38 protein-coding genes are annotated in these 25910 nt (G+C 68.6%); 24 read left to right on the forward strand and 14 right to left on the reverse strand.

All coding sequences use genetic code 11. The features are described from left to right. Positions 1–22 precede the first annotated feature (22 nt). From O3W51_RS26650 to O3W51_RS48945, 23 genes are all read left to right on the forward strand, one after another. On the forward strand, positions 23–991 hold the full coding sequence (locus O3W51_RS26650; RefSeq protein WP_269287515.1) for a helix-turn-helix domain-containing protein: 969 nt from the start codon (positions 23–25) through the stop codon (positions 989–991). 104 nt (positions 992–1095) lie between these two features. Beyond that, positions 1096–1524, forward strand: a complete 429-nt coding sequence (locus O3W51_RS26655) for a hypothetical protein (protein ID WP_269287516.1) — start codon at positions 1096–1098, stop codon at positions 1522–1524. Positions 1525–1603: 79 nt separating this feature from the next. Then, positions 1604–2257, forward strand: coding sequence for a hypothetical protein (locus O3W51_RS26660; RefSeq protein WP_269287517.1), 654 nt, complete (start codon positions 1604–1606; stop codon positions 2255–2257). Beyond that, positions 2257–2472 carry a hypothetical protein gene (locus tag O3W51_RS26665; RefSeq protein ID WP_269287518.1) on the forward strand — a complete coding sequence of 72 codons (216 nt, stop codon included), beginning with the start codon at positions 2257–2259 and terminating at the stop codon, positions 2470–2472. The genes O3W51_RS26660 and O3W51_RS26665 overlap by 1 nt, the downstream gene beginning before the upstream one ends. Continuing rightward, positions 2469–2624: a hypothetical protein gene (locus tag O3W51_RS26670; protein ID WP_269287519.1), complete on the forward strand. Its 156-nt coding sequence runs from the start codon at positions 2469–2471 to the stop codon at positions 2622–2624. Before O3W51_RS26665 ends, O3W51_RS26670 begins: the two co-directional genes overlap by 4 nt. Before the next feature lie 59 nt (positions 2625–2683). Next, positions 2684–3166, forward strand: coding sequence for a hypothetical protein (locus O3W51_RS26675; RefSeq protein ID WP_269287520.1), 483 nt, complete (start codon positions 2684–2686; stop codon positions 3164–3166). 70 nt (positions 3167–3236) lie between these two features. Continuing rightward, complete coding sequence (locus O3W51_RS26680) at positions 3237–4733, forward strand: DNA cytosine methyltransferase (protein WP_269287521.1); 1497 nt, start codon at positions 3237–3239, stop codon at positions 4731–4733. Further along, on the forward strand, positions 4730–5188 hold the full coding sequence (locus tag O3W51_RS26685) for a hypothetical protein (protein WP_269287522.1): 459 nt from the start codon (positions 4730–4732) through the stop codon (positions 5186–5188). Before O3W51_RS26680 ends, O3W51_RS26685 begins: the two co-directional genes overlap by 4 nt. 21 nt (positions 5189–5209) lie before the next feature. Further along, positions 5210–5587 (forward strand): hypothetical protein, encoded by a 378-nt coding sequence (locus O3W51_RS26690; RefSeq protein WP_269287523.1) that lies wholly within the window; start codon positions 5210–5212, stop codon positions 5585–5587. A 42-nt stretch (positions 5588–5629) separates the two neighbouring features. Continuing rightward, the gene (locus O3W51_RS26695) at positions 5630–5962 is read left to right on the forward strand and encodes an HU family DNA-binding protein (protein ID WP_443048342.1); all 333 of its coding nucleotides are present in this window, start codon (positions 5630–5632) and stop codon (positions 5960–5962) included. Between the two features lie 81 nt (positions 5963–6043). Beyond that, complete coding sequence (locus O3W51_RS26700; RefSeq protein ID WP_269287524.1) at positions 6044–6478, forward strand: hypothetical protein; 435 nt, start codon at positions 6044–6046, stop codon at positions 6476–6478. Next, the gene (locus O3W51_RS26705) at positions 6475–6834 is read left to right on the forward strand and encodes a hypothetical protein (protein WP_269287525.1); all 360 of its coding nucleotides are present in this window, start codon (positions 6475–6477) and stop codon (positions 6832–6834) included. The genes O3W51_RS26700 and O3W51_RS26705 overlap by 4 nt, the downstream gene beginning before the upstream one ends. Then, entirely contained in the window at positions 6831–7520 is a 690-nt protein-coding gene (locus O3W51_RS26710) for a hypothetical protein (protein ID WP_269287526.1), read from the forward strand. Before O3W51_RS26705 ends, O3W51_RS26710 begins: the two co-directional genes overlap by 4 nt. A 115-nt stretch (positions 7521–7635) precedes the next feature. Next, the gene (locus O3W51_RS26715; RefSeq protein WP_269287528.1) at positions 7636–7941 is read left to right on the forward strand and encodes a hypothetical protein; all 306 of its coding nucleotides are present in this window, start codon (positions 7636–7638) and stop codon (positions 7939–7941) included. Between the two features lie 69 nt (positions 7942–8010). Next, positions 8011–8418, forward strand: a complete 408-nt coding sequence (locus O3W51_RS26720) for a hypothetical protein (RefSeq protein ID WP_269287530.1) — start codon at positions 8011–8013, stop codon at positions 8416–8418. After that, positions 8415–9488: a PP2C family protein-serine/threonine phosphatase gene (locus O3W51_RS26725; RefSeq protein ID WP_269287531.1), complete on the forward strand. Its 1074-nt coding sequence runs from the start codon at positions 8415–8417 to the stop codon at positions 9486–9488. Before O3W51_RS26720 ends, O3W51_RS26725 begins: the two co-directional genes overlap by 4 nt. A 98-nt stretch (positions 9489–9586) precedes the next feature. Next, on the forward strand, positions 9587–9934 hold the full coding sequence (locus O3W51_RS26730; protein WP_269287532.1) for a hypothetical protein: 348 nt from the start codon (positions 9587–9589) through the stop codon (positions 9932–9934). A gap of 38 nt (positions 9935–9972) precedes the next feature. Beyond that, on the forward strand, positions 9973–10257 hold the full coding sequence (locus tag O3W51_RS26735; protein ID WP_269287534.1) for a hypothetical protein: 285 nt from the start codon (positions 9973–9975) through the stop codon (positions 10255–10257). Between the two features lie 17 nt (positions 10258–10274). Further along, a complete protein-coding gene (locus O3W51_RS26740; RefSeq protein ID WP_269287535.1) occupies positions 10275–10874 on the forward strand; it encodes a hypothetical protein in 600 nt (199 codons plus the stop codon). An 81-nt stretch (positions 10875–10955) separates the two neighbouring features. Further along, positions 10956–12005, forward strand: coding sequence for an N-6 DNA methylase (locus O3W51_RS26745; RefSeq protein ID WP_269287536.1), 1050 nt, complete (start codon positions 10956–10958; stop codon positions 12003–12005). An 87-nt stretch (positions 12006–12092) separates the two neighbouring features. Next, positions 12093–12281 (forward strand): DUF4314 domain-containing protein, encoded by a 189-nt coding sequence (locus tag O3W51_RS26750; protein WP_269287537.1) that lies wholly within the window; start codon positions 12093–12095, stop codon positions 12279–12281. Positions 12282–12346: 65 nt separating this feature from the next. After that, positions 12347–13195 carry a hypothetical protein gene (locus O3W51_RS26755; RefSeq protein ID WP_269287538.1) on the forward strand — a complete coding sequence of 283 codons (849 nt, stop codon included), beginning with the start codon at positions 12347–12349 and terminating at the stop codon, positions 13193–13195. 52 nt (positions 13196–13247) lie between these two features. Further along, positions 13248–13802, forward strand: a complete 555-nt coding sequence (locus O3W51_RS48945) for a DUF6349 family protein (RefSeq protein ID WP_443048343.1) — start codon at positions 13248–13250, stop codon at positions 13800–13802. A 578-nt stretch (positions 13803–14380) separates the two neighbouring features. Here the strand turns inward: O3W51_RS48945 and O3W51_RS26760 are convergent. The 4 genes from O3W51_RS26760 to O3W51_RS26775 all read right to left on the reverse strand — a co-directional run bounded on the left by O3W51_RS26760 (position 14381) and on the right by O3W51_RS26775 (position 15626). Next, a complete protein-coding gene (locus O3W51_RS26760) occupies positions 14381–14536 on the reverse strand; it encodes a hypothetical protein (RefSeq protein ID WP_269287539.1) in 156 nt (51 codons plus the stop codon). Between the two features lie 46 nt (positions 14537–14582). Continuing rightward, a complete protein-coding gene (locus O3W51_RS26765) occupies positions 14583–15092 on the reverse strand; it encodes a glycine-rich domain-containing protein (RefSeq protein ID WP_269287540.1) in 510 nt (169 codons plus the stop codon). 103 nt (positions 15093–15195) lie between these two features. Continuing rightward, positions 15196–15390: a hypothetical protein gene (locus tag O3W51_RS26770; protein WP_269287541.1), complete on the reverse strand. Its 195-nt coding sequence runs from the start codon at positions 15388–15390 to the stop codon at positions 15196–15198. Further along, on the reverse strand, positions 15387–15626 hold the full coding sequence (locus tag O3W51_RS26775) for a hypothetical protein (protein WP_269287542.1): 240 nt from the start codon (positions 15624–15626) through the stop codon (positions 15387–15389). Before O3W51_RS26775 ends, O3W51_RS26770 begins: the two co-directional genes overlap by 4 nt. A 135-nt stretch (positions 15627–15761) precedes the next feature. Between O3W51_RS26775 and O3W51_RS26780 the strand changes: the two genes are divergently transcribed. Then, positions 15762–16520, forward strand: a complete 759-nt coding sequence (locus O3W51_RS26780; RefSeq protein ID WP_269287543.1) for a GntR family transcriptional regulator — start codon at positions 15762–15764, stop codon at positions 16518–16520. 93 nt (positions 16521–16613) lie between these two features. Here the strand turns inward: O3W51_RS26780 and O3W51_RS26785 are convergent, their stop codons facing one another. The 10 genes from O3W51_RS26785 to O3W51_RS26830 all read right to left on the reverse strand — a co-directional run bounded on the left by O3W51_RS26785 (position 16614) and on the right by O3W51_RS26830 (position 25901). After that, the gene (locus tag O3W51_RS26785) at positions 16614–17246 is read right to left on the reverse strand and encodes a collagen-like protein (protein WP_269287544.1); all 633 of its coding nucleotides are present in this window, start codon (positions 17244–17246) and stop codon (positions 16614–16616) included. Continuing rightward, positions 17243–17539: a hypothetical protein gene (locus O3W51_RS26790; RefSeq protein ID WP_269287545.1), complete on the reverse strand. Its 297-nt coding sequence runs from the start codon at positions 17537–17539 to the stop codon at positions 17243–17245. The genes O3W51_RS26785 and O3W51_RS26790 overlap by 4 nt, the downstream gene beginning before the upstream one ends. Positions 17540–17551: 12 nt before the next feature. Next, a complete protein-coding gene (locus O3W51_RS26795) occupies positions 17552–17773 on the reverse strand; it encodes a holin (RefSeq protein ID WP_269287546.1) in 222 nt (73 codons plus the stop codon). Between the two features lie 12 nt (positions 17774–17785). Next, positions 17786–18580 carry a peptidoglycan-binding protein gene (locus O3W51_RS26800; RefSeq protein ID WP_269287548.1) on the reverse strand — a complete coding sequence of 265 codons (795 nt, stop codon included), beginning with the start codon at positions 18578–18580 and terminating at the stop codon, positions 17786–17788. A 59-nt stretch (positions 18581–18639) separates the two neighbouring features. Further along, positions 18640–19110: a hypothetical protein gene (locus O3W51_RS26805; RefSeq protein WP_269287549.1), complete on the reverse strand. Its 471-nt coding sequence runs from the start codon at positions 19108–19110 to the stop codon at positions 18640–18642. Positions 19111–19122: 12 nt separating this feature from the next. Then, entirely contained in the window at positions 19123–22491 is a 3369-nt protein-coding gene (locus O3W51_RS26810; protein WP_269287550.1) for a hypothetical protein, read from the reverse strand. Positions 22492–22498: 7 nt separating this feature from the next. Continuing rightward, positions 22499–24412, reverse strand: coding sequence for a phage tail tape measure protein (locus O3W51_RS26815; protein ID WP_269287552.1), 1914 nt, complete (start codon positions 24410–24412; stop codon positions 22499–22501). Positions 24413–24570: 158 nt separating this feature from the next. Next, complete coding sequence (locus tag O3W51_RS26820) at positions 24571–24981, reverse strand: hypothetical protein (protein ID WP_269287553.1); 411 nt, start codon at positions 24979–24981, stop codon at positions 24571–24573. Between the two features lie 6 nt (positions 24982–24987). Then, entirely contained in the window at positions 24988–25491 is a 504-nt protein-coding gene (locus tag O3W51_RS26825; RefSeq protein WP_269287554.1) for a hypothetical protein, read from the reverse strand. After that, positions 25491–25901, reverse strand: coding sequence for a phage tail tube protein (locus O3W51_RS26830; RefSeq protein WP_269287555.1), 411 nt, complete (start codon positions 25899–25901; stop codon positions 25491–25493). The genes O3W51_RS26825 and O3W51_RS26830 overlap by 1 nt, the downstream gene beginning before the upstream one ends. Between the last annotated feature and the right edge of the window lie 9 nt (positions 25902–25910).

The raw sequence follows: 25910 nt of genomic DNA on the forward strand, positions 1-25910 counted from the left end.
GGGAACCGTGTCCATCCAACTCATGATCGCCGCGGCGTATCTGCCGCCTGACGTGCTCAGCCAGAGCCAGAAGCTTGCCCTCATGAAGATCGCCGACAGCGCCGACGACGAGACGCGTCTCGCGCGGCCCGGCCTGACCCGCCTTGCCGCCTGGGTCGGTGTGACCGACAAGCGCGCCATCACCATCGTCACGGAGCTGATAGCCAAGGGCCTCGTCGAGCGCGTCGAGATCGGCAAGGCGGGCCGATCTGCGGTCTACCGCGTCTTCCCTCTCGGCGTGCCACCCACGCCCACCACCCCGGACCTCAAGGCGGCGGCGGAAGCCCGTAGGGCCGCCCCCAAGAACCCCCGCAAGGCCCGCTCCGGAGTGGCGCGTTCAGCTCCCGCCAAGCCTGCGATGACGTATCAGGACGTCGAAGCGCGCGAGGCCGAACGACAGCAGAGGGCCCAGAAACCGCAGGTGGAGGCAGGGTTCCACGCGGGGAACCCTGGTTCAGAGACAGGGTTCCACGGGGGGAACCCGGAGGCAGAAGAGGGCCGGGTTCCACCGGTGGAACCCGATGAGTTCCACGGGGGGAACCCACTGGGTTCCAGCGATGGAACCCCTTCCTTCCTTGGTCCTTCCTCTGTCCTTCCTTTCCCCCCTACCCCCACGGCTGACGCCGTAGGGGAACCTGCTCCCGCTCCGACGGACACCCCGAAGCCAGACCGCGAGGAAGAGCCGAACAAGGGCTGCGTGCGCCATCAGGGCCGTCCTGCTGCCTCCTGCCGTGCGTGCGGTACCAACCCGCGCGCAGGGCGCCAGAAGGAGCGGGAGGAGGCGAAGGTGGCGGAGCACCAGGCGCACGGGCGGTTCTGGGACGACTGGCACGAGGACGCGGCCAGTCGCCGCCAGCAGGTCGAGGAGCGGCCGGAGTCGGTGGAGTCCGCCCGCAGGGCTGTTCGCGAGGCGCTGCTTGAGTCCAAGAGCCGCAGGCAGCAAAAAACTTAGGCACCCGAACGAATATTTCACCAGGAATCTGGACATCCCTGGTATTGCATATAGAATAGACCCAAGAAGAGGGGGAAGGGCCCCCTCGATTCCGGAAGGACGACATGAGCTACCTGCCCACCCTTCGCCGCGCACACAATGGCGCGATCGCGCTCGACGGCAGCGCCGCCGCTCACGAACAGATCAGCGCCCTTGCCGATCTATACCGCGAGGACCCCGAGGGCGTCGGCGACATGCTGATCGAGATCGCCGACCTCAAGGACCGGGCCGAGCGGGAGCGCGATCTCGACGGTCTTGGCCACGCCGAGCACATGCGGGACGCGATCGTCACCGAGCTCATCCACGAGATCGGCGGCGCGGAGATACACCTCGACCCCCGCGACAACCACCACGCCCTCATGCAGGCGCGCAGTCTCGCCCATCATGCGCGGCGCATCGGCGACGCGGCCCAGCAGCGCGCCGACCAACTGGCGGCCCTGACCGCCATCGCCCGAGGGGTGCGAGAGGAGCGCCGGAGGCCCCCCGCCTGCTAGCCGAGGCGTTTCAACCCGTTCCTAAATAGATCCCAACTCTGTACTGTTGAGCGGCACAAGACCTCTTGGAGATAGACCCGTGAGCAATCACCTCGCGCAGATGGCCCCGATGCCCGTGCACGGCAACACAGACGACCCGCTGTGGCGCAAGTTGTGGAACGCCTACGAGCCGGTCATCACCGCGCTGCGACGTATCCCGCTCGTCGCGGACGTCGAGATCAGCGGCGGCATGTTCGGCATCACCGCGCAGCTCACCGACGGATCGCACCTGTGGATCGCCTCGGTCGAGGAACTGCCCGTCGACCCCACCGAGGTCGAGGGCTGGCACGTCAGGCGCGCACACGAGGACAACCCGACCATCGACGAGATGGTCTACAACTCCACCGAAGACGGCGAGCACTCGCAACACGGCAACAACGTCGTCCCCCTCGTCCAGACGATCGCTACCTTCGTCACCGAGCGGCGTCTCGCGCCCAAGCTGATCGACCTCATGTCCGTCCAGGTCGACGGCGTGACCAAGGACCACCGGCGCATCAGCAAGCTCGTCCAGGGCCCCTTCGACGACCGGCACGCGGCGGTCAAGGAGTACGGCTACGCCACCCACGAGCTGACCGAGCGCGGCTGGCGGTGCATCCACGAACAGGGCGGCACCGACTGGCCGCTGACCATCTGGGAGCTGAGCGGCGAGATCGTCACCGTCTACCTCGCCCACGTCGGCCAGGTGAGCGCCTGATGTCCGGCGCGGAAGCGGAGCAGCCGAGCGCGGCCGAGGAGGCCGCCAAGCGCCCGTGCGCCTGCGTGATCGCCCACGTGCAGAACGACGAGGAGCGGGCCCGCGCTCAGGCCGCGCTGGACAACGCGCTCAAGACCAACGACGCCCACGCCGTGTTCATCGCCTGCCTTCAGCTCATGCAGCCCTGCCCGGCCCGCGACGAGGTGACGCGATGACCGCCACGTTCGCGCTGCTCGCGCTCGCCCTCGGCGTCGCCGCCGGCCTCGCCGTGCTCGTCGTCGACGAACTGCGCTGGGAGGCCCGCGAGCGGCTTCCGAGGTGCACCACCTGCGGCCAGCAGCACCACCGACACGCCGCCCACCGCTGAACACCGTCCGGCCCGCCCGCCCCGGGCCGGACGGTCACAGACCTCTTGGAGAACAACCCGTGGGATTCCAGATGTACGTCCAGAACCTTGACGGCACACTCGCCGAAGGCAACGAGAACTGCTTCCACTTCGGGTGGTTCGCGATGCCGCGAACGCTCGACGCAATGAACAACTTCGGCATGCTCACCGAGCTGCCCGTCCCGTCCGCCCCAGCTCTTTCCGCCTACGGCCTGGCGGTGGAGGACTTCCAGCACGGCACCCAGCCTGATCAGGCAACGGCCAACCGCATAGCCGAGTACCGGGCCGCGTACCAGGCGGTCATGGACGCTGCGGAGGCCGAGCCGACCGGCATCCCCACCTTCAAGCTCGCGAACAACGACGGCTTCCTCGTCACCGTCGCGGAGATCAGTGCCGCGCTGACCGCCTACGAGGCCCACCCACACGCGGACATCGCCGAGATGCCCGTCGGCGATCCGACGTGGGGGCGCTGGACGGCGTTCCTGCGCCGAGCCCGGACCCACAGCGGCTTCCGCACGTACTGATCCCGGCCGCCGCCCGGCCCCGCGCACGCGGGGCCGGGCTTCGCAGACCTCTTGGAGAACGACCACCACCATGGCCACAGTCATAGACCTGCTGTGCGGCGCAGGCGGCAGCAGCACCGGCCTCGTTGAAGCCGGATACGAACTGATCCTCGGGATCAACCACTGGCAGCTCGCCATCGACACGCACGCCGCCAACCACCGCAACGCCGATCACGCCTGCATCGACATCTCCGGCTTCCCGATGCGCTACCTGCCCAACGCCGACGTCCTGTGGGCCTCGGTCATCTGCACTGAGATCAGCCCCGCGGGCGGGCGGCGGCGCGAGACCAACCAGATGAACCTGCTCGACCTGATCGACGAGGGCGAAGACTGGGAGGCCCTGACCAAGGATGCCTTCGAACGCACCCGGGTCACCGGCTGGTGTGTCGTCCGGGCAGCCGAGGCCAAGCGGTTCAAGGCCATCGTCGTCGAGAACGTCGTCGAGTTCGGCCTCGACTGGATTCTGTTCCCGAAATGGCTCGAAGCGATGGAACTGCTCGGCTACCAGTACCAGATCGTGTGCGTCAGCAGCGCCCACATCGGCGACGACGTCAACTTGCGCGCCCCGCAGTGGCGCGACCGGATGTACGTGGTCTTCACCCTCAAGACCATGCGCAAGCCGGACCTGGCACCCAGGCCGCTCGCGCCCTGCGTGGACTGCGGCGAAGACGTGCACGCGGTTCAGGCGTGGAACGTCGAAGGCGTACGGATCGGGAAGTACCGGCGCGACTACATCTACCGCTGCCCCAACAGCCGGTGCCGCCACGCCATGGTTGAGCCGTACGTCCGCCCGGCCAGCGACATCATCAACTGGGACGACCTCGGCACGCGCATCGGCGACCGCAAGAAGCCCCTCGTGGAAACCACGATGGACCGCATCCGCGCGGGCCTCATCAAGTTCCCGTACCGCCCCAGCTCGATCACCCTCACCCACGGCAAGGAGGGCGGTGACCGCGCGTACGCCGTCGAGGACCGGCCCCTGCCGACCCGTACGGCCAAGCAGGGTGACGCCCTCCTGGTGCCGACCGGCGGCTCGTGGAACACCGACGCAGTCCCCGTCGACGTGCCCCTGCGCACTCGCACCACCCGCGAGAGCGAAGCCCTCCTGACGGTCAACCCGTTCATCGTCGAGTTCCGGAACCACGCCACCGCCAGCCCCGCGAGCAACCCGCTGAGCGGGGTCACCGCACAGGGCAACCACCACGGCCTGGTCACCCACGCCGGCCGAGTGCCCGAGCGGGCGAGGAACACCCTCGTCGTGCCGTACCGCAAGGCCGCGGTCAAGACCGCCGCCGAACCCGTACACACCCTGTCCACCCGCGACTCGGCCGCCCTGGTCCGCTCCGCGCCGGACATCGCCGACTGCTACTTCCGCATGCTCAAGCCCCGCGAGCAGCTCGAAGGCCAGCGGTTCCCCGGGAAGTACGTCGTCTACGGCAATCAGGCGGAACAGACCATGCAGGCGGGCAACGCCGTCTCCGTCAACGTCGCGCGGTGGATAGGCCAGCGATTGGAGCCCGTCCTGTGACCGGATCTCGCAGCGCCCTGGCAGGCACGCACGTCACCGAGCACGCGCCGTGCTGGGGCGATACCGACTTCGCCGTGGCCGACAACCGGTGGAAGACCGGCAAAGACCTGGTCGCCATCTGCGAACCCGTCCTCTACGTCTGCGGCGGCTGTCCCTACCGAGCCGCCTGCATCCGGCAGGTACTGCCCGCCAAGAGCGACTTCGACGGCGTCTGCGGCGGTCGGATCTGGCTCAACGGCGTCGTAGTTCACGCCCTGCCGGACGCCGACCCATCCGAGCTGCCGTCGGCGGTCATCCGCAAGTCGTGCGGAACCGCCGCCGGATCACGCGCCCATCGCCGCGCTGTGGAGCAGCAGTGCCCCAACTGCGAGCCCTTCTACATCCCTGGGCCCAACCCGCTGGACGACGAGGACGACCCGGACGCACAGCAGCTCGAACTGCCCGACGTCGCCTGATCCCCCGAAGGAGTAGGACGCATGACCGACCAACGACCCATGCGCGAATTGCTCGGCCCGGTCGCGGCCGTGGCGCTCATCGCGCAGCTCAACCCGGATCTGCCCGCGCCCGGCATCGAGTTCGCAGCGAACTTCCATGACGGCGTGGAGTACGGCATGGGTGTCCGGCTGCACATGCACCAGCCCCAGGAGGGCGTCTACGAGCGGTGGGCGCACTTGATCGGCAGCAACGACGCGGATTCGCACACCAATCCGGTCACCACCGCCCAGGGCAACCTGTGCCGCCGCACCTACGGCAGCTACGCGGACATCCCCGTGGAGGCCGTCGCCTATGTCGCCCGAGCGGTTCCCCGAGCCGCCAACCACTGGGCCCTGGCGCTCGACGAGTCCGCCGCCTGACCTCGGCCACGTTCCTCACCCCAACTCACAGCAGGGAAAACCATGAACAAGCAGCTCCTCATCGAGGACGTCGCCGCCAAGATCGGCTCCCGGACCGTCGCCGCAGAGGCAGTGGAAGCCGTCTTCGACTCGATCGTCCGCGCAGTGGCCGAAGGGAAGAGGGTCAGCGTGACCGGCTTCGGCTCGATCGAACCCGTGGCGCGTCCGGCGCGGCTCGCGCGCAACCCGCAGACCGGACTGCGCGTACAGGTGGAGGCCACCCGCGCGGTCCGCTTCCGCGCCGGAGCCTCCTTCAAGGCCCTGGTCGACGGCACCAAGCAGCTCCCGGACGAGGGCAGCGCCATCAAGAAGGCCCCCAAGACCCCCCGCACCTGACCTTCTAGCCGTGGCCGCCCCGGGAGAAACCCGGGGCGGCCCGATACCCCGCTACGACATGACGAACGGAAAGGTGTGCTGATGCACGAGGAGATAGCCGACCAGGTCTGGGAGGCGGTCGGAAGCTGGGTGGAGGGACGCCATGAGGAGTCCGCGCAGATCCTCGCCACGCTGGCGGAGACGCAGACGCCGTCGATGATGTACGGGGTCGCCTGCGGTATCGCCACCATCGCCACGGCGGCGCTGACGAAGATGCACGGCCCCCGCTCCCACGCCTGCTTCTGGGGCATTCGGACCGTAGGCGACCTGCGTCCGGAGGACATCGTCCCCCCGCACCATCTGTTCGCCGCCCGCTTCCTCGCCGCCTCCCTCAACAACGACAAGGACACGGCGGTGGCGCTTTACCAGGCCGCGTACACCTCCAGCGACCCAGACCTGTGGCCTGCGTGCATGCACACGCTCCTGGCGGCGACCGGAGAAGCCGTGATCGCGGCCACCACGGGGGCCCACCGGTGAACGGTGCTGCCACGGGCTCGGCCGACAGGCTGCGCGATGACGTCGCGGACCCGGCGACCTGGAGCGTCCGGGTATGCGGCGACCGCTGCACCACGTGCATCTTCCGGCCGGGCAACCTCATGAACCTGGCACCCGGCCGAGTCGCGAACATGGTCAAGAAGGCCGTGGCTGACGAAGGGCACATCGTCTGCCATCAGACGCTCGGGACGGAAGCCCCCGCCATCTGCGCAGGGTTCGCCAACCACCCGAGAGGGCGGGTTGCCTCCCTCGCGCTGCGACTCGCCCGCGCCGGCGTGCTGAGGATCGTCGCCACCGAGCCCACCATGGTCACGCTGGTGAACCGGGAACGCCCATGAGCCACATACGAAACGGCCGCTTCTTCGCGGCCTGCCACCCGCAGGACAGTGCTCGCATCCGCATCGTTCGGTACGAGGAAGGGGACATGCGCGCCCTGGTCGCCGACGCGGCCACCGGGGCCCGCCAGCGCCTCATCCTCGCCTCCAGCCTTCACCCCACGGCTGTCACCGGAGCGGGGACCAGGCGCAAGAGCGGATACGCGCCAGAGGACGCCCCCCTGGCTTCCGGCCCGCCGCCCACGACGCTCCAGCTCCAGCAGCCTGCGCCTGAGCCGACTGACTGGTTCGACGGGATGCCGGGGCGCCGCTTCCGTGTGGCATTGTCCCCGCGGCTGCTGCTCCTCAACTCCAACCAGCGGCTTCACCACCTCCGCCGCGCGGACATCACCAGGGTTCTGCGGCGCGCGGCCTGGGCGGCTTCGCGGGAACTGCCCGTTCTGGAGAGGGCCCACATCATCGGCGTGCTGCACCCCGACGACCGAGGGCGCCGCGATCCGGCCAACTGGTACCCGAGCTTCAAGGCGTGCGTGGACGGACTCGTGGACCAGGGCGTCCTGGAGGACGACGATCACACGCGAGTCGTCGGGCCGGACATGAGGATCGGACATGTGGTCAGCGGTTCGCGCCTCGTCCTCCATGTAAGGGAGCTGGCGACGGACGAAACCGCCGCTGAGCTGCGGAAATAGCTCGGTCTCCAGGAAAGAAAAAGCACCCGAAATCTTGCAAACCCCCCTAATGCATATAGAATAGAACCATAAGAGGGACGGGAAAGGCCCGGCTCGCAAGCCCGAGAGGTACCCAATGAAGACCATCGACATCACCACCGAGGCCGTTCGCACCCAGGTTTCGGCCTACGGCGCCAGCCTTCAGTCTGCGCAGGCGGGCGCCCTGACCGAGCTGGTTGCAGCCTCCTTCGCCGACGGCCTGAACGCCAACGCGCACGGCATGGACACCGAAATGCTGGCCTCCCTCGTGCCTCAGGAGGTGCTGTCAGCGATGGTCGCCCTCGCGGCCCCGTTCGCGGACAACCTCGCAGGTGGTGAGCACGGAGTTGACCTCGACATCGCAATCAGCGCCCTGATCGCGATGCGCACCCGCCTGGCCTGATAGCTCGACCCGCCTGCCCGGCGGCCGGTATCCCGGCCGCCGGGCAGCCCTATGCCAAGGAGGACACACGTGACACCCATCGACCCCTGTCCGATCGCGGACCGCCAGGTCTGCCTGGCCACCCGCGACCTTTCACGGGCGGTGCTGAGACGCCTCTGCGCGACCGCGGCCGGGATCGAGCCGCGCATCAAGACGATCATCGCCACCCAGACCGACGGCCCCGGGGAGTACGCCCTGTGGCGTCTGCACGGCGACGACGGGCGGCTCCTCCTTCAGTTCGACCTGCTCCAGAAGCCGGGCGCAGCGTGGGGCCCCCTCATCGGCGACGTGTCCTTCCTCGCCCGGCTGGCCAACCTCCGCACCCATCCGCCCGGCTACTTCTACGTCCACCCGCTGCCAGACGCCCGCGACATCGCCATCCCTTTGCCGTCGAACCCCCGGGGTCTAGCCCCGCGCACGATTGGACCGCTCCAGTGATCGCCACAACCCCCGCGCTGCTCGTCCAGCCCGACGGTCAAGTCGACGAGATCATGCTCGACTCTCACCGGCCCGACCAACTGCGCTGCATCCGCTTCTACGTCCACGGCGCACGCGCCTACCCGCTTGGCCGCAGGGCCGTCGTCCACGTCGGGCAGAACAGGGAGACGGTCAACAACGTCGCCGGACAAGCATGGATGAGCGTCACCAGCGGAAGCCGCCCGCCCGTCCTGCGTGGGCCCGTTGTCATCACCGGCCCCGCCGACCGCACCGGCGACTTCACCCCGCTGCCCGCGCTGAGCGCCGACGCCGTGCGCCGCGCCGCCGGCCTGCTGTCCGGCACGTTCGCCGTGGCGCCGGACGTGAGCGTGGCGCAGCATCGCGGCGGGCGCGCCCACCAGTGCGACGCCTACGCCGTCAAGCGCGACAAGGGCAGCGGTCGCTGGGCCTTCGCCGTGCTCGATGGCGTCGGCGATACCCCCGAAGCCCGCCGCTTCGCCCAGAAGTTCGCACCGCGCGTCGCCCGCGTCGCAGCCCTGTACTGCGATCCCGCCCGCGCCCTCGCGGCAGCGCGCATCGAGGCCCGCAACGAAAGCCGCTGGGGCTTCGACCCCGCGACCGACCCCAGCGCCGTTGCGGTCGTCGCCGTGGCAGACCACCGCTCGCCGCTCATCCGCTTCGCCTGGTGCGGCGACGCGCGGGCCTACCGGCTCACCCCGATCGGCACGGCGGTACCGCTCACCCGTGACCACAACTTCGCCGAGGAGCAGCGGTCCCGGGGCCGAACCCCCGGCCCGTACGACCGGGACTTCATCACCTCCTGCCTGATGCGCGGCTCCATCACGGCGGGAGTGGTCGAGCGGAAGTACGCCCGCCGACTGCTGCTGTGCACCGACGGCGTCCACGCCCCGCTGGAGCGGCGCGGGCGCGAAGTCGGCGACATCCTCGACCTCGCCACCGACGCCAAGGACGCGGCCACGATGTGCGTCGCCGACGCGCTGAAGGCCGCCGGGCCAGAGGACGCCCCTGACAACGCGACAGCCCTGGTCGTGGACTTCTCCCGCAGCTAGGCCAGCCCTTCCCGACCTGATCACGGGTGCACCACACCCCGAATGCCCATAGAAAAGAAGCATTGGGTTGTGGTGCGCCCACCCGAACCGGAGGACCCATGCCCGCCCGACCCCCGACGCCAGTCATCAACACCCCGGAGCACCACTTCGGCGCCATGTTCCTGGTCATCGCCACCCGCCAACCCGACGACGCGACGTTCCGCGCCGCCGCGAACCTCATCGACAGCGCCGCCACCGCGTGCTGGGCACTGCGGCCCGACGACCTCGCAACGCTCACCCAGCAGCAGTACCGCCAGCTCCTCGACTACACCGCCGCCCCCCAGGTCCTGGACCTGGCCTTTTACCTCGGCGGCGACAGGAAGCAGATCCGCACCCTCATGGATCACATCGGCCGCGAGATCGCTGAACTCCTCATCCACTACCCACCGCTGGAAGTCCAGGGCTGACCCGCCCGCCAACGCCGCCACACACGAAGGAGAGAACCGTGACCACTTCGCCCCAGCCGTCCTGGTGGGTCATCTACCGAGAGCCCAACCCTGCCGAGATGGAAGTCGTCGCGGTCGAACGGCCGCCCGGCGACGACTCCGCACACGACCAGCGGTGCGCCGAGCTGCGAGAAGCCAACCAGCTCGCCTACGTCATCGCCGCGCCCGACGCGGACACCGCGGGCAACGTCGCCCTCCGCATCTGGGCCGAAGAACTCGTCGCCAGCCCGACACGCCTGGCCGACGCGGATGCCTACATCGCTGCCAACTATCGCACCGCCTAGACCCCTTGGAGACGAACATGCACACCATCGCGTCACAGATCCTGTGCGCCAGCTTGGTCAGCCGATTGGGCGTCCACCCCGCTGCTGCCGAGAGCGCCCTGCTCGCCACCCTTGAGCACTTCCACGCCCAGTCCCGCAACCCCGTCGTCGTCGGGGCCGGGTTCACGCCCGCCGAGTGGATGGAAACGGCCCTGCGGACGCCCCGCTTCAAGGCCACCCTCACGGCCAGTGCCCTCCTGGCCGACGGCCGGGAGGCCGACTCCCGCCTGAGCTGGGAGGCGTACGTGCAGCGAGAGATGGCCCTCGCGCAGCGAGCCCACCAGGCCGTACCGCCCACGGCCCCTCTCGGGAACCTCGACGCGATGCGCCACATCGGACGGTGCCTCAGCCTCAACGACGAGCGGACCGACCAGCTCATCCCGGACATCGTGCTCACGCTCGCCCTCGGATACCCGTTCCGCTCGCTTCATCTGCGGCACCTGAGCCTCACCGGCATCCTCACCCAGGTCACCACCGAGGACCTGGCGGAACTGCTGCGCCACGCCGCGCCGTCGGCACGCGCGCACCCCGAGGGGGCCGCCGCGACGTTCCGCCGCGTGCAGCGCCCAGCGCGCTGACCCCGGCTGTACGGCGGCCCGGATACGGCCGGGCCGCCGTACAGCCACGCGCCCGACACCCACTGATCCAGGAGAAACGGCATGAGCCAGCTCGACCTGTTCGCCGATGCGGCCACCCCCGACGAGCCGCCAGCCCCTATCGCCCCCGCGGCGACGCCCCGCCGATACCTCACCGGCCTCCCGCCGGCGCCCACCCCCGTCGCGCCTCAGCCCCGCCCCAAGCCGGTTGCCGTCAAGGCCACGCTGGGCCGCTACCGCCCCACGCAGAGGAACCCACACGCGACCGCCTTCGAGATCGCCGAGGCCGTCAGTTACGCCTGGCATCACGCCCAAGGCGGACCGGGCATCGAAGTCCCCATGGGCGTGGTGGCCACGCTCGCCCTGTGGCCACTGCGCGGCCCTGACGCCTACCTCGCCGCCGACTGGTGGCTGAGCCTTGATGACGACCAGCTCCTCACCGCATTCCGTGAATGCTGGGCGCGCTGGTGGGTCATGCGCCCGGACCTGATCGACCGAGCCACGCCACTGCACAAATGGGTTGAGGACGAAAATCCCGGACCGACGCGCGCCCGCGCCGTCAGGGCAGTGGTCGAGGCCGCTCTCACAAAGGGCCTGCTCCACCTGACCAGCAACGATGACCCGTACTACCGATCCACCACGGACGTGATGGGCGCCCTGTTGGCCATCATGCGCTCGAAGGGGGCCCACGACGCTCTCGCGGAGGTTCATACGCCGCCGGAGATCGCCGAGCTGATGGCTCGGATGCTGCTCGACGACAACCTCACGCCGGGGATGAAGTTCGATGAGCCCGCCGGTGGCACCGGCGGGATGTACCGCGCGGCTGCACAGGTCATGCGGGAGAGGAACGTCGACCCGCACGAGTTCGGATGGTCGCTGACGGACATCGACGAACTCGCTGCCGCCGGGGCCGCCGTCAACGCGATCATCTGGGACCTGGGCCCGCACGTCCTGATCGCCTGCGGCGACACCCTGCACGATGGCAACCTGATCGCAAAGGCCGCCGAGCGGGCACGCGGCGCATTCGAGCGGCGTGACGAGCTGCATTCTCAGGCGGCCTTCCTGGCGGCACTGCAGAAAGTCGAAGCCCTGGTGCGCAAGGTAGCCGCCTGACCAGGGAAAACACCCCCCAAATCTCTCGCTGGCGATCTTGACCCCACCCTAAATGCATATAGAATAGAAGCAACGAAGGGGTTCCCGATGACCTACAAGCGAGGCGACCGCATCGCCCTCATCCACACCACCGACCCGCACACGGACCTCACCGAAGGAGACGAAGGGACCGTCCACCGGTACGACCCCAACCTCGCCCAGCTCTACGTCACCTGGGACAGCGGCTCCACCCTCTCGATGCTCCTGGACGACGGCGACGAGGTGCGCCCCGCATAACCCTCTCGGGCCCGCCCCACGCCGGGCGGGCCCGAGGCCCACCAGCAGACCTCTTGGAGACACGCATGCTCATCACCGACGCCGCAGTCCGAGAAACCGCGGTCACCCTCGTCCAGAGCCTCGGCGGAGACTGGACTCTCGACCCCGAAGCGCCCGCCGACGGCGCAGCCCACCTCATCTACAGCGATGGACGAGCCATCAGCTTCCGCCCCATCCTCGGCGGAGCCACCGTCCAGCTCTGGATCACCGGCAACGCTGCGCCCGCGCTTCCCGACAGCGCCACCCCCGCCGAATACGCAGCCTACGAGGCGCATATGGCCGCGCGCCTCGACGAAGGTCGCCGCTACAACAAGGCGGCCAGCCTCGTGACCGAGGAAGACGAAGAACCCGCGGTCATCATCCTGCGCACCCTCGAAGACCTCCTCCCAGCCTTCGAGTACAAACCCCACTACGTCGGCCACCGACCGTGGATAGACCTCTTCGACAACGCCCTCGCGGCCGTCACCGCCGAACGCGACACCGCGCCGGCCGCCGTCCCCGTCGTCGATGGCGAAGGCGCGCCGGAGGTCGAGCCTGAGCCGGTCGCCGAAGCCGAGCGGGAGCCCGAGCCTGTCGCCGAAGTCCCGCACGAAGCGGACGCCGAACTGGAATCGGAGCCGGGAACGCAGCCCGACCCGGTCGCTGAGGTCGCCCCCGAAGCGGACGCCGAACGGGAGTCGGACGTCGAGGCCGAGCCGGAGCGTACGGGCGAACCGACGCCAGCGCCCGACGCTCAGTCCGAAGCAGGCGCTGCATCCGAACCGGCCCAAGCCGAGAAAGACACCGGCGAAGTCGAGGACCAGCCCAAACCAGCCGTGAGTCCGCGCCCCCGGAAGCGCGCGCCCAAGCGTCGCCCGAAGGCCAGCACAAACTGACCTGTTCGACTCAACAAGGGGCGCGGCCACGCCGCGCCCCTACCGGAGAGCCATGAGCAACGACACCGGAGCCGTAGCCCGCCAGCGCCACTACACCAGTCTCCGAAACGCCGACCGAGAAGTTCTTCGTACGACCTGGTCCATCGGGTACGGGGACCCCGGCTACACCACGCAGTTCGGCACACCGCCGGAACCCAGCGCCCGTCACGCGGCAACGTCCATATACAAGATCATTACCGACGCCCGGTGGCTGCACCGCGGAGCCTGCCTTGCCTGTTCCTGGGAGGGGCCGGACCAGCGACGCCGAGATACAGCGATCGAAGACGCTCACGACCACACCCATCCTGAGTGGCGCGATCTCCCGATCCTGGACCGAGCGCCGACCGCCAAAGGGTCCAGAGTCTGGTGGTGTCACGTGACGGCCAGGTACCCCCATGACTGGTTCGACGCAGGCGGACCGCTTCGGCTCTACGCTGTACCGCCGTTTGATCGTCACGAGGCCGGCGCGGCCCCTGGTGGTGGGTTCATCCTCCACACGGCGCGCCGGAAGCAGCAGCCGCCCAGCGCCATGCAACTCACGCTGGAAGGGGAGGGCTCGGCCGGGTAAGGTAGCAATACAACGTCTGGCCTGCACAAATGGCCACAGAGGCTCCGCCCCGGTTCAGGGGCGGAGCTTCTGCGCGTTGGAAGGGAAATCCGTCGGTCGCGGGTTCGAGTCCACTCTCCGAGCTGGCGCGACCTCTGGAAAACCTGGTGTCCTCGTCCATCCGGGACCTATTCGGGACGCAGTCGGGACACAAGGATAGGAACAGACCGACAAAGAGCACAGGGAGTCGGCATGGCCTACCCCTTCTGACCAGCAAAAACGTCATGAACGAGCGCGTATAGACAAGGGCCGCCAAGATCCTCAAAGGACTCATAATCCGTCGGTCGTGGGTTCGAGTCCCACCCGCCCCACCCTGCGCTACATCTGACAAAACGATGTGACCTGCTACGGGGCACACAACGAAGGCGGCACCCTCAACTTGAGGGGCCGCCTTTTGATCGCCTGCTGGCCCCCTGCTGGCCCGAGATGCCGATGATCTAGGACCACTCCCCCGCAGGTCGAGACCCTCGAACAGACGAGGCCCCGCCCGGGATTCGCTACCGGGCGGGGCCTCTTGGCACTGCTGTTCCCACTCCGCACTAAGCGGCCGGCGGCGTTCCGGGGATGACGAACCCGCGGATCGTGTTGGGCCTGACGCTCGTACCGGACACGCGCGACCGGTCACCGGCGGTGGCTTGCGCCCTCTTCATCGCGGCGACCAGGTCGGCGTACTTCGGGTTGGTCCACTGCTGCATTGGATGTCCTCCCGTTCCGGTACGAGGGTACGCGCGAGCCCCGGGCCTAGGTCCGCGGGTCGCGGGGTTCGGGCATGGGCAGGATGGCGCACTCCGGGGAGTGCTGGCACTCTGCCGCGACGGAGACGAGCCCGTCGGTGGGGCTGCGCCACAGGTCGATGTCGACCGCGTAGCCGGCCTCGCCGATCGTGGCGCCGGTCCGGTCGAGGATCTCCGGATCGTAGAACGTCGGGTCGTAGCCGGGCGTGTGGTGAACGAACACCCCGAACCTTTCGCACAGGCTGGCGTAGAGACGGGTGTGGAGGATCAGGGCATGCCAGCCCTCGTCGACGACGCGGCTCGGTGCCAGGGGTACGTCGGGGTACCGCGCGGCGGCTACGACGAACTTGAGGGCTTCGCCGACGATGCGGTCGGCCATGTCGTCGGCCATGCCGGGGTTGTTGTCCCGGACGGTCTTGGTGACGCCGGCGAACTGGTCGGCGCTGAGGATGTCGCGCACGTCGGTCATGCGATTGGTCGCCGCGCTTTGGGTGTCGGCGGGTAACTGGGCGCGCATAGGTTGCTCCTTGTGCCGATGGGTGCGGGGTTCGGCCCCGCGCCGTCGTGCATGTGCACCGCCCCGGCCGGTTCGCTGTCCAGGCCATCGGCCGGGGCGGGGTCTATCGGACGGGGTCCCCGGCGCGGCACCGCTTGCAGACGCACAGCGGCCACTGGCCCGTGATGGGCACCAGGCCGGCCGGTACAGGTCGCGCGGGTTGGACGCTCGTCCGGTTGCCGTCCTCGTCCACCCGGTAGACGCCGAGCGTCAGCCCGGGGTGCGGTGGCTGCTGCGGTTCCGCCTGCTGGGTGGTCACGGATTGCCCTCTGTGTTGATGATGGCCCACACGCGTTGGGCGTCCTGGCTGCGGCCGTGGCCGTAGCTGTCGGCGTCCGCGAGGGCGAGTAGGACCGCGTATCGGGCGGTCGGGCTGATGTCGCCCGGGATCTCGACCTCCAGGCGGACGGATCCGCTCGGCAGGTCGGTGCGGGTGACTTCGTTGCCGGTAGCTGCGGCGAGCCCTGCGGCGATATGCGAGACGCTGGCGCGCACAGGTATCCCCTTGGTGAACGCATGATCACGGTGAGTGGTGCTAATTCATTAGCCTGAACCTGATGGAGTAACTTGTCAACGTCGACAGCACCGGTACAGCCAGCCCCCGGAACAGGGGGCAGCACGGAGAGCCGCATGCCACGAGAGGCGCCCTACCTGCACGTCGCCGATGACCTGCGCCGCCGCATCAAGGCCGGCGAATGGGCCGTCGGCGAGAAGCTGCCCTCACGAGCCCAGCTCGCCGAGCACTACGACACCGGTCGCAACGTCCTGCAGCGCGCGATGGAACGGCTCATCATCGAGGGCGTATTGGAGGGCCGGGCCGGATCCGGAACCTACGTCCGGCAGCCGCGCGAGCGCCTGCGCATGGTCCGCTCCCGGCACCGCGAACGCCGTGGCGGTTCACCGTTCCGCGCGGACATGAAGGAGCAGGGCCGCGCCGGTAGTTGGGAGTCCCGCAGCACCGCCCGCGTGCCAGCGCCGCCGAACATCGCGGAGCGACTCGCCATCGCGCCGGGCGATCTGACCGTGCACACCAGCTACGAGTTCCTCGGCGACGGCCAGCCGGTACAGCTGTCGCAGTCCTGGGAGCCGATGGCAATCACGGACGGCACCCCGATCGTCCTGCCGGAGATGGGGCCGTTGGCAGGCGCCGGGGTCGTCGAGCGGATGCGGACCATCGGCGTCATCATCGAGACGGCCGTCGAAATCCCGCGCCCGTCACGGGCCACCCAGGCGCAGGCGAACCTGCTCGGGATCTCCGTCGGCGACATGGTGATGGAGATTGAGCGCACCTACCACGACACCGACGGCCGGCCCGTCGAGACGGCGGACATCACCGTGCCGGACATCCGCTGGGAGATCGCCTACGAGATCGCGATAGAGCAGCCGTAGAACGCACGAATGCGCCCCACCGGCCCGAAGGCCGGTGGGGCGCATTGCTGTGGTGGATCGGTCAGACAAGCTCGGGGCCGGCGGCCAGCAGCATCACAGCCTCCTGTATGTGGCGGTCGCGAACAGGGCGCCGAGGCCGAGCACGTTCGACGGTGAGTCGGTCGGGGTGGGTCCGGGTGGGTCCGGGGCGCAGGTGTAGCGGGGTGCCTGCGGGTCGCTGCCGGCGGCGGGGCTGCAGGTGTACGCGACGCCTGCTGGATCGGTGTAGGTCCAGCCGGCCGGCGGGGATCCGGGAGCGCCGTCGCGCCCGTTCGTCCCGTCTTGGCCGGCGGGCCCGGCCGGACCCGCGGCTCCGGTGCCGTCCGTACCCGGGGCGCCGGGGGATCCGGGCGGGCCCGTGGCAGTCGAGTCGGCGCCCGGGGCGCCTGGCGATCCGGCCGGGCCGGGCACGGTGGAGTCCGCACCGGGTGGACCCTGCGGGCCAGGGGGGCCGGACACGGATGTGCCGGGCTCACCCCTGCTGCCGGGCGGGCCGGCCACCGGCTTTGCACCGAGCTGCTGTACCTGGCGGGCGAGCTGGTCCCGCGCATCATTGGCGGTGCGCAGGTCGCCGGCCAGCCCCTGCAGGGTGACCAGCACCCAGGCCAGCAGCGCGCCTACCAGGATGGCGACCAGGACGGTCACCGTGTCATCGCGTCGTCGACGGGCACCCTCGTTCCGCGTCACGATCCAGCCCCCTGTACCAGCAAGATGAGCACGGGAATGAGTACGCCGATCAGCGGCACGATCACCGCGCCGATCAGCCAGCGCCGCAGCCCGGACACCTTCTCGGCGTCCTTCACCCGGGCTGTCTCCAGCGCGGTGACCCGGTCGACGAGCAGGCCCTTCTCGATCGTGTACACGTTGAGCGGTACGACCTGGTCCAGGCGGGTGTTGAGCTGCGCCAGGTCGTCCCGCACGTCTGCACGCAGGGCCTGGATGAGCCGTCCCAGCTCGCCCAGAGACGGCTCATCAGGCATGGATCACCTCTGTCAGGAGCGGGGGCTGTGCTTGGTCTGGTAGCCAGTGATGAAGCTGGTGACGGTCGGCACCAGGACCAGGACCATGGCCTGTGCCCAGGCCGGCCCGGGGATCAGGCTGCTGTCGGCCTGGACGTCGTTGAGGATCGCGACGCCCACACCGCACAGCAGGCTGACCGCGGTCATCGCCTTGACCTTGAGCTCGACAGCCCACTTCTGCGCGAGTTCGTTCATTGCGTGTGCCTCCTAGGAGAAGAGAAGAGTCCAGGTGAGGGGGCCGGGCAGGCCGTCGGCGTCGCCGGCCAGGGCGGCGCGGGAGAGCTGGAAGTCCCGCACGTTCTGCCGGTCAGCGTCGGACCAGGACGGGCCGGGCCCGCTGGTGTAGTGCTTGCCGTAGCCGCGCTTGACGAGCTGCTTGCCGAGCTCGGTGACGTGCACGTTGTGCGCGCCAGGCCCGAAGTACTCGCGGCCCGGGAACACCGGCGGCGGTACGACAGGCGGCGCCCACCGGTACGAGGCGACCGCCTTGCCGCCGCGCGGGTCGTGCGGGTCCGCGGTGGGCGGGCACTGCCCGTCGAGGAACCGGGGCGCGAAGTAGCCCCCGACCTTGGCGGAACGGCGCGGCGTCGAGTGGGCGAACACGCCGTTGCCCTGCCCGTTGTCGGCGGCCCCGGCCTTGATGCTGTTGCCGCCCTTGGTGTACACGGTGTCCGCGTCGAAGCCGACGACGAGCTCGGTGTGGCCCCCGTTGTTCAGGTTGACCCAGGCGCCGACGGACGGGTACTCGGACCACATGTTGTGCTTCTGCGCCCACGTGCTGAACGCGGTGACGTTGTCGACCTTCGGCACGATCACGTCGAACTTCAGGTCGTGGTACATGTCCCAGTCGAACATGACGCACCAGGCGTAGCCGTCCTCGCCGAACTCCTTGCCGAAGTCGGTGCGGTTGTTCCAGCCGATGCCGCTCTGCCACGTCTCGTAGACGCGCTCCGGTACGGCCTGTACGTGGTCGAGGAGTCTCTTCCAGTCCGGTGTGGACATGCGCCCTCCAGGGCATGAAGAAGCCCCGGCCGGCGGCGCGGGGCTCGGGGTGGCGTGGGTCAGCGGCGGATCAGGGAAATCTCCAGATGGCATGTCGCCTCGCCGTTGGCGAGCGTCGACAAGGCCCCACCGCTGACCTGGTAGATCTGCACGGTGATGGTGTCGCCAGCGACACAGTTCTCCTTCACAGCGACAAACGGAGTAGCGCCCGCGCTCGGACCAGTAGCCGCGTAGCACGTCGCCCGGTTGATGATGACTCCGCTCTTCAGGATCTTCACCCCGCGGAGCCCCGTCACATTGGGCACGAATGAAGATCCGGCCGCGAGGTCGTAGAACCCCGTCACGGGAATGGTGTAGGTCCCGTTCAGGGTGACGGTGGAATGTCCCCCGTGGCTGTCCTCGTATTCCCCGTCGAAGGTCGCGCCGGTCCATGCGTTGTTCGGAACGGACTGAGTGGCGATCTGATATCCGCTGAAGGTCACGGGATTCAGTTGGCTTGCCGAGACTCGCTGACCCGCAAAGAAGGTCATGCGCCCACCTCCCTACAGGCTGATGATCATCGGATGGGCGAGGCGGACATCCGCGCCGGCAAGCTGCGGCTTAGCGACTCCATTCACGGACCGGGCCACGGTGAACTTCTGCGGATTCACGACCGCCAGATTGTCGATCGTGGCCGTGACCGGCAGGGTGTTGGTATTCCCGGGCCCGAGAATGGAACGCACGCCCCAATCTCCGGCGGCCATGACCGACGAGTCCGTGATATCCAGCAGCCATTGCGTCGGTTCAGCCCCGGATGCCAGCCACGCATTCGCGCGGAGCCGCGACCCGAGGCCCTGGAAATGCACCCCGTACAGGGATCCCGCTACGTGCGTCAGCGACGTGGTGATCGTGGCGAGCTGCGTCTCGACACCCGCGACGCGCTTCCGGATCCCAAGGATCACCCCGGCGGCGGTCGTGAACTCCAACCGGGCGAGGAGCATGTCCGTGGTCCCGTTGAACCGGGCTACGACATGCTCAAAGTGGGAGGCGCCGGTCGCCAACACGCTGGTGCCCATGCTGATGGTGAGGTCGAAGTCGGAGCCCTGCCCCGGCATCGTGGTGTACCGGGAGACGTTCACCGATGTCAGGGAGTGCCGTCCGAGGCCGCCGCTGACCGAGTAGTCCCCGGCCGCCCCTCCGGTGTTGGCCCACGCCTGCCCGGAGTCGGCGGTGCCCCACCCGGAGGACGCGGTGCGCCCGAACGCGTCCCCGGCGGCGTTCGCGATGGCCGTAGCGGTGACCGTCTCACCCCCGGCCCGAATGTCGAGGGGCGCCTCAGCGCCGTCGGTGGTCCATAGCGGGTACGACGTCGTGGCTACGTACCAGGTGGTCGCCGTATCGGTTGTGGCTGCGGCCAGGACACTGCCATCCGTATCTACCCGCCCGAGCACCGGATCGTCCAGGATGCCGACGGTCCAGGGGCCAGCAGGGATGCAGTTCAGTTGCATATCCCAGTCGTAGACGCCCAGCGTCTCCGTGTAGCCGACGACGAATTGGTCGATGGTGTCCGGGGGCTGGCCGGCGGGTGGATGACTGATAGTGAGCCGGTCGCCGCAGTCCAGCGACTTGGCGCCGGTGGCGATCAGGTGCGGTCCTGCGGCCAGGTCGACGTTCACCTGCGGGTAGCGGGCCTCGTCCCAGGTGCCTTCGTGTACCCGCCAACTGGCGATGTCCAGGAGCTGGTCGTCTCCCGCGACGTTGTAGGACTCCGACGTGTCGTACAGCCCGATCCCGGCAGGTGGCGCGAGGACGGACATCGGCCCCGTGTTCAAAGAGGCGCGAGCGGAGGAGCCGCCCTTACGGCTGGCGGTGACATCATTTCGAGGGTTCTGATCATCGTCTGTCGGCTCCAGTGGCGGTGTGACCTCACCGCGTACTACGTAGTCCAGCGCCAGCGTGGGGCTCTGGTTGTAGAGGCTCGCTCGCGTCCGGTAGGCCAGGCCGAGCACTTCCCGCGGCTCGTACAAGATCCCGAGGTCTGCGGCGGCAGCTTCATCCAGGAGTGTCAGCAGGGTCGCGACGCTCTGCGCGCCGAGGGCCGCCGAGTCGTCGAGGCCCCCAACCGGCCGGAAGGGGATCGCTTCCTCCCTGCACAGCCGCTGAATGCGACGGCCGGCGGTCTCGCCGATGTAGGCGCTGAGTTGACCGGCCAGGTCGGCGATGGCGCCGCCGTCGGTCTGGACGCTGATGTGCCCGTATACGGATGCGCCCATGTTGCCGTTGGGGTCCACGATCACCCGTTGCACGAGCCCGCATGTGCGCCCGACCACGGTGTCGATGCTGCCGCCGCCGCTGCCAGACCCGACCGACGTGGATTCCATGCCGAACTGGACGTCGGCCCCGACCTGCTTGATGGCCATGCCGAAGCGGGAAAGATCCCCGTTGTAGCCGTCCCCCGCCGCGCTGACTATGGACGCGACCAGCAGCGTGCCATCAGCGCCGTAGGCGTTTATGCCCACCGACCCGCCCAGGGCCGTGGCGTACACGAGGTCGAATCGGGCCACGGTGCCCGAGGTGAGGACCCGCATAATCACTGCGCCGTTCGTCGCTCCCGCAGCGGGGATACGGAGGCAGAAGCGCGTCTGGTGAGTCCCGGTATTGGTGTAGGGCGCTACAGCGCCCGTCCACGTCGCGCCGTTGATGAGCGGGAGCGGCTTGGAGGCGGCGAAAGACTCGTCAGCTGCCAGATCGCTGGCCCCAGAGATCGACATGGGCGTGCCACCGGTAAGCCCGGAAGCCAGAACGGTCGAGCCCGCGTCGTCCTCGCACGGCCAGTAGGCGACAGGTGGAGTCGCGGCGAGCGTCACCAGGCCTCGCCGCAGGGTCGACTGCAGCGGTGCCTGGCCCTGGCCGAGGCGCCGCAGAGTCCCCGCCGTCTCGATCGGCACGTACACGTCTTTGCCGGAAACGTCCCAGCGCTGCGGCCAGGCCGAGACCTCAACGTGGGCGCGGTAGTCCCGGTCGGAGATGCCCGACGTGGCGGCCACTGTCCACGTGTTGGGGGTACCGGCCGTGTCCGCGAAGGACGTGGCGCCGACCGCCTGAATGGTCAGGTTCGGGTTCGCGCGGATCGTGCCCGCGATCCCGTCGTAGAGCTGGAACGCGTACACCTTGCCGCTCATCGGGCTGCTGAGGTCCGTGACGTCGCCGACCTCGAGCGGCGCCGTACTGTCGAAGATCGTCACGACTTCGGCGGTGACGACAGGTGCGCCCAGCTGCGTCCATGTCCCGCCGATCGCGGGGGCCGTGTAGAACACGACGGTGCACCCGCCGGCCCCGTTGTTGACGTCGATCGTCGCGCGCAACGCCAGCCGGCCGCTGGTAGGCGCCGACACGGCCACGGTCGAGATGGCGTCGATGAATCCCGGGAAGAGAGCGAACCCGTCCATCGTGGTACGCAGCTCCAGCAGCCCGCCCGCTGTGAGCCGGAAGGCCCACGACAGGTCGTTACTGGCGGTCCGGTACTTCCCGCACAGACTTTGCTCGCTCTGCCAAGAGTCGAGGGCGACCTCGATGCGGACGTCCAGGTCGCCGACGATGCTGAGGAGCGCAGAGTCAGGGGTGGTCATCTCGCTCGCGCCGGTACCGACGGCGCGCAGGTGCGTCGCGTCCGCAGGTACGGAAATCCGGAGCGGCGTGTTGCGGCCGATCATCCCGAAGTAGGCGCCCGTCGGGTTCCTCGGCGAGTACTTACCGCTCCGGTTGTTGATCGTCAGCGGGCACTTGGCGGGGTCCGCCCGGGTCCCTTCGTCAGCGCGCCCGCGGGTGATGGCGATGGGGTTGCGCAGGTAGACGTCTGCGCTGATGTCGGTCCACACGCCGCCGAGTTGGAACTCCGTGCGGACGTCGTTAGGCGTCTGGGGAAAGGCCATGCGTCTCTCACCCCCCTGTTCCGAAGGCCACCTGGACGTTTCCGCGGCCGTACACGCGCACCGCCTTGCGGGACATGCGCACGAAGTCCCCCTCGCCCGGAAGCTCGACAACGACGGTGACCACGCCGCCGGCACCACCCCGGGTGAGCGGCGCCACGGTCGCGCCGGCGGGCAGGAACAGACGCTCCGGCCCGCGCTCGCCGACCGTCGCCCAACCGGCGCTCATGATGTGCCCGCCGTTGGCGAGGTACGGCATGTGCGGGAAGGAGAAACCTTTTCCGCCGACACCGGGCACCCAGCCCGGTACGGAAAACGAGAGGCTGCCGACACTGGAGTTCCAGAACGAGGCGATGCCGTTGAACCCGGCCTTGAAGGGCCACATCAGGATGTTCGCGACGCCGGACAGGGCGCGGCCGAGGAGCCCCGGCAGACCCTGGAACCACTTCAGGGCGGCGCGGCCACCGTCCGTGATCTTGGTCCAGTTCTTCGTGACGATCAGGACCGCCAGGCCGATGGGTCCGGTGATGATCGCGAGCAGCAGCGGCCAGTTTTTCCTGATCCAGCCCCAGACGGCCATGACGGATCCGCCGATCAGCCCCCACGCCCAGTGCCAAGCGGTCTGGAACCACGTCGTCTTGGTGGCGATCACAACGATGATCGCGATCAGCGCGACGATGCCCAGGATGATCCACGTCGTGGGGCTCGCGGCCATCGCAGCATCGAACGCCCACTGCACGGCGGTACCGATGGCCATCGCGCCGTTCCACAGGGTCTGCGCCGTAGTCCAGAGGATCATGCCCGCGCGGACGGCCAAGATGACTGCGGCGACGCCGCCGAGGGTGATCAACAGCGGCTGCATGTACTGCGTGTTGCTCATGCCGAAACTGACCAGCTTCCCGGCCACCTCGGCGAGCTGCATCGTGGCTTTCCGCTTGAACGTCTCGAAGGCAGCGGCCGGGTTGTCGCCGACGGTCTTGGCCATCTTGTCCGTGGCGCCGGTGACGTCCCCGATCGCGTTCTTCGTGAGGTCGATCTTCGGGAGGATCGCCCGGACGGTGTCCTCCCACTGCCCGCCCATCAGCGCGGTGCCCAGCTGGTTCTGCTTGACCGGGTCCTTGACCTTCTTCAGGGCGTCGAAAACTTGCTGCATGGCCTTCTGCCCGGCCGGCCCGCCCGCGGCGATGGCATTGCGCGTCTTGTCCGCGTTGAGGTGCAGGCCCTTGTACGCGTCCGTGGTGGACTGCGCCGTGTCAATGGCGCGGAGCCCGAACTCCTTGAACGCATCGGCTGCGGCGTCGCTGTCCTTTGCGCCGGCGCGGACCATCTGCGTGATGCCGTTGAGGGCGTCGGTGCCGGACATGTGGAGCTTCTGGAACTGCGGCGCGTACTCGTTGAGGGTGTCGAGGAAGTCGTCGGCCTTGTTGGCGCCGTTCTGGAAACCGGTGGTGACGATGTCCATGGCCTGCTGGGCGTTCTTCGCCAGGCCCGTGCGCATGAGCTGACCGACGGCGTTGGTGACGCCGCCGAGGTCCTGGTCGAAGGTGCTGGACAGGGCCAGCACGTTGGAGGTGATCCCCTCCAGGCCCTTCTTGACCTCGGCGGTGTTCCCGATGTTCTGGTAGACGCCCTTGATGGCCTCGTCGACCTGGCCGACGGACTCGCCCCAGTTGTTCGCGTACACGTTCGCGGAGACCTTCGACAGCTGCGCTGCCTCCGCCGGCCCGACGCCCAGCTGCGCGGCGAGCTTGCTGTTCGCGGTGGCCATGTCGAGGTTCGCGGCGATGCCCACGCCCAGGGCCCCAGCCACCCCGGCGCCGATGGCGGCGGAGGCGGCGGTCATCTTGTCTTTCATCTTGCCCATGACCTCGGACGCGCGGTCGCGGGCCACGATGTTGAAGACCAGGGAAGTGTCCGACGACATGACGAGGCACCCCCTCTATTGCATTTTGGCGTTCGCCTCGTTGATGTCCTTCTCGTACTGGTCGAGCCAGTCCAGAAGGTGCTCGGCCTCGTCGACGGTCAGCAGGGGCCATTCCCACGGACGCACGCCCAGCAAGTGGGCGGCGTTACCGAGGTGCCTTAGCCGACGACGGGCGGCTGGACTTTTCCCTCAAGTTCCGTGTCCTCGAAGGCCGTCGCCTGCTCTTCGCGCAGCTTCTCGAGGACCCCCTCGCGGGTCTCCCCGGTCAGTTCGTCGGAGGCATTCACGAGAAGCACGTCGTACTCCTGCTTGGAGTACTCCAGCTTCAGCTCGTCCCACAGGAAGTGCACGTCGTCGTACTTCGTGGTCGGGTGCTCCCGCTTGAGCATCACGAACAGCAGCGCACGCCGGGCCAGGCTGGATCCCTTGACGACGGCCTGCGTGAACTCCGCGAACGTCATCTCCGTGCGGCGCTCGATCACCTCACGCTCGACATCCATGAGCTTGCGCGGGTTGTACGACCACCGCTGCGGCTCCTCGGAGCCCTCCGGCTGGTACACCAGGAACATTCGGTCCTACTCCCCGGCCCGGTCGGCGATCCGCCGCGCCATCGCTTCCATGGCCGCATGCACGGCTTCCTTGTACTGCTGCTGCCGGCCGTCCATGGCCCGGTCGAACCACGAGAGCTTGCCGACCTGGGTGCGCCACTGACCGTTGCCCCAGGACTGGGTACGCCACCCGGAGGCGCGCTGGGTGCGCTTGGGCGCGTTCGCGAAGCCACGGACGCCGGGGGTCTTCTTGGCCTTGACGCGGGCGCCGGTCCACCGGCCGCCGAGCTTGACCTCAGGGCGGATCTTCTTCGCAATGGCGGAGCGCAGCCCGGGCGACGTGCCAGGGCCGGACGATGGCATCGACATGACGCCGCTTTTGGCGAGCTCGGCTGCCGGGGCGAGGGCGTCGCGCATGTTCTTCGCGAGCTCCTTGCGGAGCTGCTTGCCGTCCTCCTCGGCCCGTAGCGCGCTTCCCAGCGCCTGGATTCCCTCGGCGCTGACGGACAGGTCGATCGGGTTGTCCGCCATCAGGCGATGGCCCGGGTCACGGCCCCCGATGTCGGGTACGTGACCGAGGTGGACGCCTCGTCGCCGACCTTGCCCTGAATCGGGTTCCACGACTTGATCAGCACGGACCCGGTGTACTTCGGGTTCGACGCGCCGACGACGGCCTGATCGGCGCGGGCCTCGAACGCGACGACCGTCCCGAGGAGCGGCCACATGATGCTGTCGAGCTTCGTCGCGGCGAAATCCTGCTTGAACTCCAGCCCGATGTTGCCGGACTTGAGCCCACCGAGGACTTCCTTCCAGCCCAGCGACCCGTAGGTCGTGACGTCTTTCTCCTCGACCTCGACGGCGACCTCGGCCTTGGTGGCGTAGGTCGACAGATCGTTGCCGCCGATGCTGATGAACTCGGCCAGCAGAACCATCTTGGGCATGGCTGCCCT

Source organism: Streptomyces sp. H39-C1 (genome assembly GCF_027158125.1).
Classification (GTDB): Bacteria; Actinomycetota; Actinomycetes; order Streptomycetales; family Streptomycetaceae; genus Actinacidiphila; species Actinacidiphila fildesensis.

Excerpts from the sequence above, each read along its gene's own strand:
- O3W51_RS26650 (WP_269287515.1), top strand. The coding sequence starts at position 23 with ATGATCGCCGCGGCGTATCTGCCGCCTGACGTGCTCAGCCAGAGCCAG.
- O3W51_RS26655 (WP_269287516.1), top strand. The coding sequence starts at position 1,096 with ATGAGCTACCTGCCCACCCTTCGCCGCGCACACAATGGCGCGATCGCG.
- O3W51_RS26665 (WP_269287518.1), top strand. The coding sequence starts at position 2,257 with ATGTCCGGCGCGGAAGCGGAGCAGCCGAGCGCGGCCGAGGAGGCCGCC.
- O3W51_RS26670 (WP_269287519.1), top strand. The coding sequence starts at position 2,469 with ATGACCGCCACGTTCGCGCTGCTCGCGCTCGCCCTCGGCGTCGCCGCC.
- O3W51_RS26680 (WP_269287521.1), top strand. The coding sequence starts at position 3,237 with ATGGCCACAGTCATAGACCTGCTGTGCGGCGCAGGCGGCAGCAGCACC.
- O3W51_RS26690 (WP_269287523.1), top strand. The coding sequence starts at position 5,210 with ATGACCGACCAACGACCCATGCGCGAATTGCTCGGCCCGGTCGCGGCC.
- O3W51_RS26695 (WP_443048342.1), top strand. The coding sequence starts at position 5,630 with ATGAACAAGCAGCTCCTCATCGAGGACGTCGCCGCCAAGATCGGCTCC.
- O3W51_RS26700 (WP_269287524.1), top strand. The coding sequence starts at position 6,044 with ATGCACGAGGAGATAGCCGACCAGGTCTGGGAGGCGGTCGGAAGCTGG.
- O3W51_RS26710 (WP_269287526.1), top strand. The coding sequence starts at position 6,831 with ATGAGCCACATACGAAACGGCCGCTTCTTCGCGGCCTGCCACCCGCAG.
- O3W51_RS26715 (WP_269287528.1), top strand. The coding sequence starts at position 7,636 with ATGAAGACCATCGACATCACCACCGAGGCCGTTCGCACCCAGGTTTCG.
- O3W51_RS26730 (WP_269287532.1), top strand. The coding sequence starts at position 9,587 with ATGCCCGCCCGACCCCCGACGCCAGTCATCAACACCCCGGAGCACCAC.
- O3W51_RS26740 (WP_269287535.1), top strand. The coding sequence starts at position 10,275 with ATGCACACCATCGCGTCACAGATCCTGTGCGCCAGCTTGGTCAGCCGA.
- O3W51_RS26745 (WP_269287536.1), top strand. The coding sequence starts at position 10,956 with ATGAGCCAGCTCGACCTGTTCGCCGATGCGGCCACCCCCGACGAGCCG.
- O3W51_RS26750 (WP_269287537.1), top strand. The coding sequence starts at position 12,093 with ATGACCTACAAGCGAGGCGACCGCATCGCCCTCATCCACACCACCGAC.
- O3W51_RS26755 (WP_269287538.1), top strand. The coding sequence starts at position 12,347 with ATGCTCATCACCGACGCCGCAGTCCGAGAAACCGCGGTCACCCTCGTC.
- O3W51_RS48945 (WP_443048343.1), top strand. The coding sequence starts at position 13,248 with ATGAGCAACGACACCGGAGCCGTAGCCCGCCAGCGCCACTACACCAGT.
- O3W51_RS26760 (WP_269287539.1), bottom strand. The coding sequence starts at position 14,536 with ATGCAGCAGTGGACCAACCCGAAGTACGCCGACCTGGTCGCCGCGATG.
- O3W51_RS26765 (WP_269287540.1), bottom strand. The coding sequence starts at position 15,092 with ATGCGCGCCCAGTTACCCGCCGACACCCAAAGCGCGGCGACCAATCGC.
- O3W51_RS26780 (WP_269287543.1), top strand. The coding sequence starts at position 15,762 with ATGCCACGAGAGGCGCCCTACCTGCACGTCGCCGATGACCTGCGCCGC.
- O3W51_RS26790 (WP_269287545.1), bottom strand. The coding sequence starts at position 17,539 with ATGCCTGATGAGCCGTCTCTGGGCGAGCTGGGACGGCTCATCCAGGCC.
- O3W51_RS26795 (WP_269287546.1), bottom strand. The coding sequence starts at position 17,773 with ATGAACGAACTCGCGCAGAAGTGGGCTGTCGAGCTCAAGGTCAAGGCG.
- O3W51_RS26800 (WP_269287548.1), bottom strand. The coding sequence starts at position 18,580 with ATGTCCACACCGGACTGGAAGAGACTCCTCGACCACGTACAGGCCGTA.
- O3W51_RS26805 (WP_269287549.1), bottom strand. The coding sequence starts at position 19,110 with ATGACCTTCTTTGCGGGTCAGCGAGTCTCGGCAAGCCAACTGAATCCC.
- O3W51_RS26810 (WP_269287550.1), bottom strand. The coding sequence starts at position 22,491 with ATGGCCTTTCCCCAGACGCCTAACGACGTCCGCACGGAGTTCCAACTC.
- O3W51_RS26815 (WP_269287552.1), bottom strand. The coding sequence starts at position 24,412 with ATGTCGTCGGACACTTCCCTGGTCTTCAACATCGTGGCCCGCGACCGC.
- O3W51_RS26820 (WP_269287553.1), bottom strand. The coding sequence starts at position 24,981 with ATGTTCCTGGTGTACCAGCCGGAGGGCTCCGAGGAGCCGCAGCGGTGG.
- O3W51_RS26825 (WP_269287554.1), bottom strand. The coding sequence starts at position 25,491 with ATGGCGGACAACCCGATCGACCTGTCCGTCAGCGCCGAGGGAATCCAG.
- O3W51_RS26830 (WP_269287555.1), bottom strand. The coding sequence starts at position 25,901 with ATGCCCAAGATGGTTCTGCTGGCCGAGTTCATCAGCATCGGCGGCAAC.